Source organism: Burkholderia sp. Ac-20345 (assembly GCF_017104825.1).
Classification (GTDB): domain Bacteria; phylum Pseudomonadota; class Gammaproteobacteria; order Burkholderiales; family Burkholderiaceae; genus Burkholderia; species Burkholderia lata_B.
The window spans coordinates 1-9,076 of sequence record NZ_JAAGPO010000296.1; the positions used below are offsets into that span (position 1 = coordinate 1).

Genomic DNA, 9,076 nt, shown 5'->3' on the forward strand with positions numbered 1-9,076 from the left:
TGCCGCGCTGCCGACCGCGCTCGCAGTCGATGCCTGGCCGGCGCTCACGCCGCCCGATTGCTGGAACGCGTACTGACGGCAATTCGCATCGTCGGCGCGGAACTGGTCGAACGACTTGCCGGTGCCGGGCAGCGCCATCACGCTCGGCCCGGTCGGCATGTACGCGCACGCGCCGAGCAGGCCGGCCAGCGCCAGCGCGGCCGGCACGCGCAGAGATCGAAATACGGATTTCATGGTCGCGCCTCCGTCACTGCGGCCGCGCCGGCACCGATCGCCAGCCCGACTTGCAGGTCTTCACATACGGGTAGTAATGCTTCGACGCGTCGCAGTAATACCAGAGGTTCGCGTCGCCTTCGTCCTGCGGCTGTCCCTGCTCGACGTACTCGGGCGGCGGCCCCGGATCGACGGGCACTGCGACGACTGGCGGCGGGTAGTAGTAAGGCGCAGGGACGACGGGGTAGTAATACGGGTAGCCGGGGCCGATATAGACCCCGACCCGGGCGGCATGCGCCACGCCGCCCGTCGCGATCGCCACTGCGGCCACCGTGCCCAGTGCGAGCTTCAATCCATTCACGTCACGTTCTCCGGCTGGCGGTTCGTCGATGCGAACCCGACATACCGAACGCTACGCCGCACGCGATCCGTCATCCATTACGGGCACACGCGCCAATGTTGCGCGACGTTACCAATGTGACAGACCCCATCGGCCGCGGCCCGCCGGTACGTCCGGGCGCATTACGCGATAACGCACCGCAACGGTTCGGGCGCCGCGCCGAGCGGTATCACGCGACATTTGCGTCCGCACCGAACCGTTCCGATGACGCGACGCGCCATATTGACGCACGTGCGTCAGACCGCCACGCCACGGCTACGCGCGCCGCAGGCAGCCTTCTTGATACGAATCAACGATTTACCCCGGAATCGCGCGCGACGGGCTGGACATCTGCGACGAGTTGGCGCATTTCGCGGTGCAACATCGCGGCACATACTCCAGCCAACCCCGACGCCCGTCCGCCGGGGTCCGCCGGCACCCGCCGGCGGGTATCGTCAGCCTCGGTCAACTGGTATGGACACCGCTCTTTCGGCCCTCGATCTGGCCCGCCTGCAATTCGCGTTCACCGTCTCCTTTCACATCGTCTTTCCGGCGCTGAGCATCGGCCTCGCCAGCTTCATCGCCGTGCTCGAATATCGCTGGCTGAAAACCGGCAAGCAGTACTACAAAACCCTCTGCCTGTTCTGGTCGAAGATCTTCGCGGTCGCGTTCGGGATGGGCGTCGTCTCCGGCGTCGTGATGAGCTACCAGTTCGGCACGAACTGGTCGGGCTTCTCGAGCTTCGCGGGCGCCGTCACCGGGCCGCTGCTGATGTACGAGGTCATGACCGCGTTCTTCCTCGAAGCCGGCTTCCTCGGCATCATGCTGTTCGGCTGGAACCGCGTAAGCCCGCGCGCGCACTTCGGCGCGACGCTGATGGTCGCGATCGGCACGCTGATCTCGACGTTCTGGATCCTCGCGTCGAACAGCTGGATGCAGACGCCGCAGGGCTTCGAGATCGTCGACGGCCGCGTCGTGCCGACCGACTGGTTCGCGATCATCTTCAACCCGTCGTTCCCGTACCGCCTGTTCCACATGGCGATCGCCGCGTTCATCGTCGCCGCGCTGGTGGTGGCCGCGACCGGCGCGTGGCACCTGCTGAAGGGCCGCCGCGACAAGGGCGTGAAGAAGATGTTCTCGATGGCGCTGTGGCTGCTGCTCGTGCTCGCGCCGCTGCAGGCCGTGATCGGCGACCAGCACGGCATCAACACGCTGAAGCACCAGCCCGCGAAGATCGCCGCGATCGAAGGGCTGTGGGAAACCGAGAAGGGCGGCACGCCGCTCAACCTGTTCGGCATTCCGGACATGAAGGCGGAAACGACCCGCTACGCGGTGAAGGTGCCGCACCTCGGCAGCCTGATCCTCACGCACAGCTGGGACGGCGAGATCCGCGGCCTGAAGGAATTCGCGCCGGAAGACCGCCCGAATTCGACCGTCGTGTTCTGGAGCTTCCGGATCATGGTCGGCCTCGGCTTCGCGATGATCGGCCTCGCCGCGCTCGCATGGTTCCTGCGCCGCCGCGGCCGCCTGTATGAATCGAAGTGGTTCCAGCGCTTCGCGCTCGTGATGGGCCCGACCGGCTTCGTGTCGCTGCTCGCGGGCTGGGTGACGACGGAAGCAGGCCGCCAGCCGTGGGTCGTGTATGGCGTGATGCGCACCGCGCATGCGGTATCGCCGCTGTCGGTGCAGCAGGTCAGCCTGTCGATGATGACGTTCGTGATCGTGTACTTCCTCGTGTTCGGCACCGGCGTGTACTACATGCTCAAGCTGATGAAGGCCGGCCCCGCGCTGCCCGACGTGAAGCACGACGACACCCCCGACACGCGCCCCGATCACACCGCGCGCCGCCCGATGTCGGCCGTCGACGAGCCGCTCGAGACCGTCTGAGCCCCACCCTTTCCGCATACGAGAAAACCTATGGACGTCACCGTAATCTGGGCCGCGATCATCGCATTGGGGCTCTTCATGTACGTCGTGCTCGACGGCTTCGACCTCGGCATCGGCATCGTCTTCCCGTTCTTCCCGGACGAGAAGGAACGCGACCTGATGATGAACACGGTCGCGCCCGTGTGGGACGGCAACGAAACCTGGCTCGTGCTCGGCGGCGCCGGGCTGTTCGCGGTGTTCCCGGTCGTCTACTCGACCGTGCTGTCGGCGCTGTACCTGCCGCTGATCTTCATGCTGGTGTGCCTGATCTTCCGCGGCGTGTCGTTCGAGATCCGCGCAAAGGCGCGGCGCACGAAGCAGCTGTGGGATCTCGCGTTCATCGGCGGCTCGACCGGCGCGACGCTGTTCCAGGGGATCGCACTCGGCGCGTTCCTGCAGGGCATCAACGTGAAGGACGGCGTGTTCGCGGGCGACGCCTTCGACTGGCTCACGCCGTTCAGCCTGCTGACCGGCCTCGGCCTGATCGTGACCTATGCGCTGCTCGGCTGCTGCTGGCTCGTCGCGAAGACGGAAGGCGACCTGCAGCGCCGCCTCCATCGCGTCGTGTGGCCGCTGACGGTCGTGCTGCTCGGCTTCATCGCGGTGGTCAGCCTGTGGACGCCGCTGCAGGATCCGGCCATCGCGCAGCGCTGGTTCGATTCGGGGCTGTTCTGGCGCCTGCTGCCGGTGCCGTTCCTGGTCGCCGGGTGCGCGGTGTGGATGCGCCGCGCGGTGCGCGACCGGCACGACATGACGCCGTTCGTGCTCGCGCTGGCGCTCGTGCTGCTCGGCTACGTCGGCCTGCTCGTCACGCTGTTCCCGTATGCGATTCCTCAGACGATGACGATCTGGGAAGCCGCGGCGCCGCGTTCCAGCCAGACCTTCACGCTGGTCGGCGCAGCGGTTATCCTCCCGATCATCATCGCCTACACGACGATGGGTTACTGGGTATTCCGAGGCAAGGTGCGCCATGAAGACCAGCATTACTACCACCACTGATTCCGCCGGGCGCCCCGCCGCGGCGCCACGGTCGCGGATGCGCGGCTGGATGTGGTTCGTCGTCCTGTGGGCGGGCGGCGTGATCGGCGCCGTCTCGCTCGGCTACGCGTTCAAGATCTTCATGAACCTGACGCTGTTTGCGGTGAAGTAGGCGAAGCGGCTGCCGGGTCGGGCGACGATCCGGGCAGCCATTTTCTCGTCGACGGCTTCAGCGTCGGCCGGATGCACCGGGCGCCGCGCCGGCATCCGCGCCCATTCTCCGACCGGCGGCAGCGGCCCTCCGATCCCCGTTCCTCCGTTGCGCCCCCGGCGCCGGCACATGCGTGCCGATCACCGCTCGCACGACGTCGTGCACATCGCCTTGTCCATCGCGCCGAAGAAGGTCTGGTAGTAATCGGGCTCGACGATGGTCTTCATCCGCGAGTCGCCGTTGCTGTCCCATACCGTGCGGTCGAATCGCGCACGCACGATCGCGTCGCGCGCCGCCGTCACGCGAACCGTGACGACGGCGGCCACCCGCTCGTGATCCGGTTTCGCGGGCAAGCCGCCGATGCGCGCCTTCAGCGCGCCGCGCAGCAGCTGCCGCCACTTCGGAATCAGCGTATCGCTGCGCCCGCCCTCGATCAGCCCCGAATCCCGATCGACCGTCACCGGCGCATAACCCTGCGCGCGCAGCACGCCGGCCACGGCGTCGAGTGCGCGCCCCTGCGTCGCCCCCGCATAGCGGCGGTCGGTCATCATGCGCAGCGTCTGCTGCTCGCTATCGGACAGGTCGACTTCGGTCTGGCTGGAGCTGTAGCGCACCAGCGATCCGCCGCTGCCGATCTGGCGTTCGTTTTCCGGCTTCGACGCGCACCCGGTCAGCACCGCGAGCAGCCCGGCACAGGCGAGCGCCAGCGCGCCGCGGCCACGCACCGGCGGCACCGCCGCCTCGCGGCGCATCGCGCGCCGCGCCGTGCGCCGGTCGCGAAGACGGCGGCGAATTCCGGTTGATCGGCAATCGGGTGGCGCTATGATCGTCATCGCGGTTTTCTCCTGTCGGCGCCATCATAGGGAGGCGCCCCAACCGCCACAAACGACATTTTTTGACCCACTGTGTAGCTTTTCTTCGCGATTTCACGATGCGCCGATTGCCGCCCCTGAACGCGCTGCGCAGCTTCGAAGCTGCCGGCCGCCTGCAGAGCCTCACCCTCGCCGCCGACGAGCTGAACGTGACCCAAAGTGCGGTCGCGCAGCAGATCCGCGTGCTCGAATCGTTCTTCGGGCAGAAGCTGTTCGAGCGCGACGGACGCTCGTTGCGGCTCACGCCGCGCGCGCGACATTACCTCGTCGACGTCGCAAGCTGCCTCGGCCGGCTCGCGCAGGCGACGGGGCAGATGTTCGAACCCGTCGGCGGCCATCCGGTGCGGATCAACGCATCGGTGTCTTTCTCACACGGATGGTTGCTCACGCAACTGGCCGCGTTCCAGGCCGAGCATCCCGATATCGACGTGCAACTCGTCACGACGCCCGACGCCGAGCACGACCAGTTCGACGAAACCTGCGACATCGTGGTCCGCCGCTATACGCCGGAGCTGCGCCGCAAGGGGTTCGTGTCGCGGCCGCTGCTCGCGGCCGTCGCGGTGCCGGTGTGTGCGCCCGGCCACCCGGTGCTCGAACAGGCGCGAACGCCGGCCGACCTGCGCAACGCGCCGCTGCTGCATTACGCGGGCTTGCCGCAGGCGTGGCAATACTGGTTCCACCAGGCGGGCTCGGCCGTCACCGAGACGCTGCGCGGGCCGTTCTATCGCGAATTCTTCCTGATGACCAAGGCTGCCGCGAGCGGGCTCGGCGTGTGCCTCGCCCCTCGCGCGGTGGTGCGCGACGACATCGAGCACGGGCGGCTCGTCGCGCTGTTTCCGGAAGTCCGCCTGGAAGGGCCGCCGTTTCATTGCCTGTATCGCGACGACGACGATCCGTCGCTGCGCACGTTCGTCGACTGGCTGTTTGCGCGGGCGGAGGCGCTGGAGGGGAGGCCGCCGCAGTAACCCGCGCGGCGCGGGCGACGCCCCCCGTTGCTGCTTGCTTCAGCGCCGCTCGCGCAGCGCCGCCTCGATCTTCCGATCGGTCTTGTACTGGCTCAACGCATACACCGACCAGATCGCGGCCGGCAGCCAGCCGATGATCGTGATTTGCAGGATCAGGCAGATGATCCCGGCGATCGGGCGGCCGATCGTGAAGAACTGGAACCACGGCAGCAGCAGGGCAAGCAGAAGGCGCATCTGGAATCCTCTCGAGGCGTCATTGAACGTTCGTGCATCGCCAATATGGCGAGTTGCCCGCGCCATTTCAAGTCCGCTACAGACGACCACCGGGCGAGAAGCCGTAACCCCACGCCACCAGGCTAAGCCGAATCGGCCAGCCACCGCGCGACCCGCGCAACGAGCGGATCCGCTTCGTCGAAGCATTCGGCGCCCGCCACGCGCGGCGCGTCGCAAATCGCGAACACCGGCTTGCCCCACTGCAACCCGAGCGCGATCTCGGACAGCGTGCCGAGCCCGCCGCCGACCGCGATCAGGCACAGCGACGCACGCGCGACGAGTGCGTTGCGCGTGATGCCGAGCCCCGTCGGCAGCGCGACGCTCAGATAGGGATTCGCGAGCGTCGCGTCGTCTTCCGGCAGCAGCCCGATCGCGCACCCGCCGGCCGCCTGCGCGCCGCGCGCGGCCGCCTCCATCACGCCCTGCTTGCCGCCGCCGACGATGGCGACACCCGTCGCCGCGAGCGCATGCGCGATCCGCTCCGCAACCCGCATCTGCTCGTCGGTCGCCTCACGCGGACCGATCACGCCGACCGGCATGCAATGCCGCCGCGCGCCGCGCTGCCGCTGCGCGAGTTGCGCCAGCGCGTCACGCGCCGCATCCGACCACTCATCCATGACGTCGTTGCCGTACAAGGCCTTCCCCCAATGCAAGAACGCAGGTGCAGATCGCCGTCAGCACGATCGACAGCACGGCCGCCTGCGAGAAATCGGTTTGCCCGTCCGACAGCTTCAGATACATCAGCAGCGGCAGGATGTTGATCTGCGTGCCGGCCAGCGCGAGCGCCGTGCCGTAGGTGCCGAGCGCGATCGCCGTGACGAGGCACCACGCGGACGCGACCGACGGCCACAGTTCGCGCCACGCGACGTCGAGCCACGCGCGCCACGGCCGTGCGCCGAGCGTCAGCGCCGCCTCGAGCGGGCGCCGGTCGAGGTTCGCGAGCGCCGGGTAGATCATCAGCGCGACCCGCGGAATCAGGTAATACGCATACGCGACCGCCAGCCCCGGCATCGTGTAGATCGCGCCGCCGAGCACGTTCGGGTCTGCACCCAGCGACGCCGCCAGCGTGGTGACGAAGCCGGCGCGGCCGAACGCGAGGATGAAGCCGTAGGCAATCACCAGCCCGGAGAACGCGAGCGGCACGCCGAGCAGCGCGAGCGTCCAGTGGCGGCGGGCAGGCGACTGCCCCGCCAGCGCGAACGCAACCGGCACGCCGACGCTGACCGACAGCGTGCCGGCGCCCACCGCGAGCGCCAGCGAACGTGCGATTGCATCGGCGACGAGCGGATCGCGCAGCACCGCGCCGAACGCGCGGCCGCCGTCCGTGAAGGCCGAGCCGACGAGCGCGGCGAGCGGCAGCGCGAAGCACACCGCCAGCAACACCGCCGCCGGCACCGCGCCGAAGCGGCGCAACACGCCGCGTTCCGCCAGGGAGGTTTGCATCGCGCGCCCCTTAGTTGCCGAGCGTTGCCTGCGACCAAAGCTGGTCGACCTCGGCCTTGCGCGTGGCCGCCTTCGTCACGTCGAGCGGACGCACCTGCGGCGCCTTCGGCAGCTTCGCCGCGACGTCCGGCGCGACCGGCGTGCCGGGCACGGCCGGCCGCACGAAGCCTTGCGCGAACAGCGCCTGCCCGACGTCGCTCATCACCAGGTTCAGCCACAGCTGCGCGGCGGACGGGTTCGGGCCGTTCTTCACGAGGCTCATCGCATACGGCGCCGAGACGCTGCCGTCCTGCGGAATCACGACGTCGGCCGCATCGCCCATCCCATCGACGTACTTCGCCTTCAGGCCGTCGTTCTCATAGCCGATCAGGATCGGAATCTCGCCCTTCACGAACTTCGCATACGGCGTCGTGCCCTCGACGCGCAGCACGTTGCCCGCGCTCTTCAGCTTGCCGAAGAATTCCGCGCCGGGCTTCGGGTTCTCGACGCTGCCGCCGTTCGCATACGCGGCCGCGAACACGGCAACCTGCCCTTGCCCGGTCGAACGCGGGTCGAGATAGACGACCGCGTTGCGATACTCCGGCTTCAGCAGGTCGGACCAGCGCTGCGGCGCGTTCTTCACGAGCTTGCGGTTGACGAGGAACGCGATGTTCAGCGAGTGCACCGCGAACCAGCGGCCGTCCGCCGAGCGAAACACGTTCGGCAGCTTGTCGAAGTTGACCGGCTTGAACGGCGCGACGACATCCTTGTTTTCCGCATCGAGCGCCGACGCGGCGAAGTAATACGCGGTATCGGCCTGCGGACGGCGGCGCGACTTGTCGAGCGCGACGACGGTCGCGGCCGAGCCGATGTCGTTGTAGGTGATCTCGACCTTCGGATAGCGCTTGCGGAACTCGGCGAACAGCGCCTTCCAGTTCGCCCATTCGGGGCCCGTGTCGAACGACACGACGAGCCCCTCGTCGGCGGCCTTCGCATACAGCGCGTCCTCGCCCGGATACAGCGGTGCGGCATGCGCCGGCGCGGCAGCCAGCGCCGCGAACGCGCACAGCGCCAGCACGCCGGCACGCATGGTCTTCACAAGAGGGTGGCCTGCAAGCATCGGGGATCTCCGTTGAATGAAAGGGGTCATTGCACGGCCGGCGCGGCCGGCAGCACGAGCAGATGGCGCGGCTCGATCGCGATACGCCGTGTGGCCGGCACGCGGCCTTCGCACAGCAGCGGGTCGGCCGAGCCGGCGGGAATGAAGTCGTAGCGTTGCGTCGCGCCGAAGTAGCGCACTTCGCCCGGACAGCCGTCGATGCGGTTCACGCCGTGCTCCGGCGGATCGGCCTCCACGTGCTCGGGCCGCACCAGCACCTCGATCTCGGCACCCGGCTGGTGCGGGCCGGTCTCGGCGCGCAGCGTCGCGAAACGCACATCGACCGTGTCGTGTGCGATCACGCGGCCGCGCAGCAACGTCGAATGCCCGACGAAGCGCGCAACCTGCGCGGACGCGGGCCGCTCGTACAGGTCGCGCGGCGTGCCCACCTGCAGCACCCGCCCGCCGTCGACGATCGCGACGCGGTCGGCCATGCTCAGCGCCTCGTCCTGGTCGTGCGTGACGAGCAGCGTCGTCGCGCCGCACGCACGCTGCAACGCGCGAATTTCGTCGCGCAACTGATGGCGGATGCCGGCGTCGAGCGCCGCCAGCGGCTCGTCGAGCAGCAGCAGCTTCGGCCGCTTGACCAGCGAGCGCGCGAGCGCGACGCGCTGCTGCTGGCCGCCGGACAGCTGATGCGGCTTGCGCTTCGCGTACTTGCTCATCTGCACGAGTTCG

At 68.5% G+C, this 9,076-nt stretch carries 11 protein-coding genes and 1 pseudogene; 4 read left to right on the forward strand and 8 right to left on the reverse strand.

Translation table 11 applies throughout. The features are described 5' to 3' along the window. Together G3O06_RS44540 and G3O06_RS44545 are read right to left on the reverse strand one after the other, a co-directional pair. A pseudogene (locus G3O06_RS44540) lies at positions 1-234 on the reverse strand (hypothetical protein); the annotation flags it as partial. 13 nt (positions 235-247) lie between these two features. Beyond that, a complete protein-coding gene (locus G3O06_RS44545) occupies positions 248-574 on the reverse strand; it encodes a hypothetical protein (RefSeq protein WP_174918034.1) in 327 nt (108 codons plus the stop codon). Between the two features lie 492 nt (positions 575-1,066). On the opposite strand from G3O06_RS44545, the gene G3O06_RS44550 reads away from it, so the two are divergent. From G3O06_RS44550 to G3O06_RS44560, 3 genes are read left to right on the forward strand one after another with little or no spacing between them, the layout of a single operon-like run. Beyond that, entirely contained in the window at positions 1,067-2,479 is a 1,413-nt protein-coding gene (locus G3O06_RS44550; protein ID WP_174984451.1) for a cytochrome ubiquinol oxidase subunit I, read from the forward strand. A gap of 30 nt (positions 2,480-2,509) precedes the next feature. Next, positions 2,510-3,517, forward strand: coding sequence for a cytochrome d ubiquinol oxidase subunit II (gene cydB, locus G3O06_RS44555; protein ID WP_205819883.1), 1,008 nt, complete (start codon positions 2,510-2,512; stop codon positions 3,515-3,517). Continuing rightward, entirely contained in the window at positions 3,489-3,668 is a 180-nt protein-coding gene (locus tag G3O06_RS44560; RefSeq protein WP_174984448.1) for a hypothetical protein, read from the forward strand. Before cydB ends, G3O06_RS44560 begins: the two co-directional genes overlap by 29 nt. 179 nt (positions 3,669-3,847) lie before the next feature. On the opposite strand, the gene G3O06_RS44565 is transcribed toward G3O06_RS44560, so the two are convergent. Beyond that, positions 3,848-4,540: a hypothetical protein gene (locus tag G3O06_RS44565; RefSeq protein ID WP_174984445.1), complete on the reverse strand. Its 693-nt coding sequence runs from the start codon at positions 4,538-4,540 to the stop codon at positions 3,848-3,850. Positions 4,541-4,638: 98 nt separating this feature from the next. Between G3O06_RS44565 and G3O06_RS44570 the strand changes: the two genes are divergently transcribed. Continuing rightward, a complete protein-coding gene (locus G3O06_RS44570) occupies positions 4,639-5,544 on the forward strand; it encodes a LysR substrate-binding domain-containing protein (protein WP_241020558.1) in 906 nt (301 codons plus the stop codon). Between the two features lie 39 nt (positions 5,545-5,583). On the opposite strand, the gene G3O06_RS44575 is transcribed toward G3O06_RS44570, so the two are convergent. The 5 genes from G3O06_RS44575 to G3O06_RS44595 form a co-directional block, all read right to left on the reverse strand. After that, on the reverse strand, positions 5,584-5,778 hold the full coding sequence (locus tag G3O06_RS44575) for a YqaE/Pmp3 family membrane protein (RefSeq protein WP_006397338.1): 195 nt from the start codon (positions 5,776-5,778) through the stop codon (positions 5,584-5,586). A gap of 122 nt (positions 5,779-5,900) precedes the next feature. Continuing rightward, positions 5,901-6,434: a TIGR00725 family protein gene (locus G3O06_RS44580; protein ID WP_205819884.1), complete on the reverse strand. Its 534-nt coding sequence runs from the start codon at positions 6,432-6,434 to the stop codon at positions 5,901-5,903. After that, on the reverse strand, positions 6,427-7,260 hold the full coding sequence (locus G3O06_RS44585) for an ABC transporter permease subunit (protein WP_205819885.1): 834 nt from the start codon (positions 7,258-7,260) through the stop codon (positions 6,427-6,429). The genes G3O06_RS44580 and G3O06_RS44585 overlap by 8 nt, the downstream gene beginning before the upstream one ends. A 10-nt stretch (positions 7,261-7,270) precedes the next feature. Then, positions 7,271-8,359 (reverse strand): extracellular solute-binding protein, encoded by a 1,089-nt coding sequence (locus G3O06_RS44590; protein WP_205819886.1) that lies wholly within the window; start codon positions 8,357-8,359, stop codon positions 7,271-7,273. Positions 8,360-8,385: 26 nt separating this feature from the next. Continuing rightward, on the reverse strand, positions 8,386-9,076 hold a 691-nt coding region (locus G3O06_RS44595; protein WP_205819887.1), incomplete at its 5' end, for an ABC transporter ATP-binding protein.

Coding starts and splice junctions, on each gene's coding strand:
- G3O06_RS44550 (WP_174984451.1), top strand. CDS start 1,067: ATGGACACCGCTCTTTCGGCCCTCGATCTGGCCCGCCTGCAATTCGCG.
- cydB (WP_205819883.1), top strand. CDS start 2,510: ATGGACGTCACCGTAATCTGGGCCGCGATCATCGCATTGGGGCTCTTC.
- G3O06_RS44560 (WP_174984448.1), top strand. CDS start 3,489: ATGAAGACCAGCATTACTACCACCACTGATTCCGCCGGGCGCCCCGCC.
- G3O06_RS44565 (WP_174984445.1), bottom strand. CDS start 4,540: ATGACGATCATAGCGCCACCCGATTGCCGATCAACCGGAATTCGCCGC.
- G3O06_RS44570 (WP_241020558.1), top strand. CDS start 4,639: ATGCGCCGATTGCCGCCCCTGAACGCGCTGCGCAGCTTCGAAGCTGCC.
- G3O06_RS44575 (WP_006397338.1), bottom strand. CDS start 5,778: ATGCGCCTTCTGCTTGCCCTGCTGCTGCCGTGGTTCCAGTTCTTCACG.
- G3O06_RS44580 (WP_205819884.1), bottom strand. CDS start 6,434: ATGGATGAGTGGTCGGATGCGGCGCGTGACGCGCTGGCGCAACTCGCG.
- G3O06_RS44585 (WP_205819885.1), bottom strand. CDS start 7,260: ATGCAAACCTCCCTGGCGGAACGCGGCGTGTTGCGCCGCTTCGGCGCG.
- G3O06_RS44590 (WP_205819886.1), bottom strand. CDS start 8,359: ATGCTTGCAGGCCACCCTCTTGTGAAGACCATGCGTGCCGGCGTGCTG.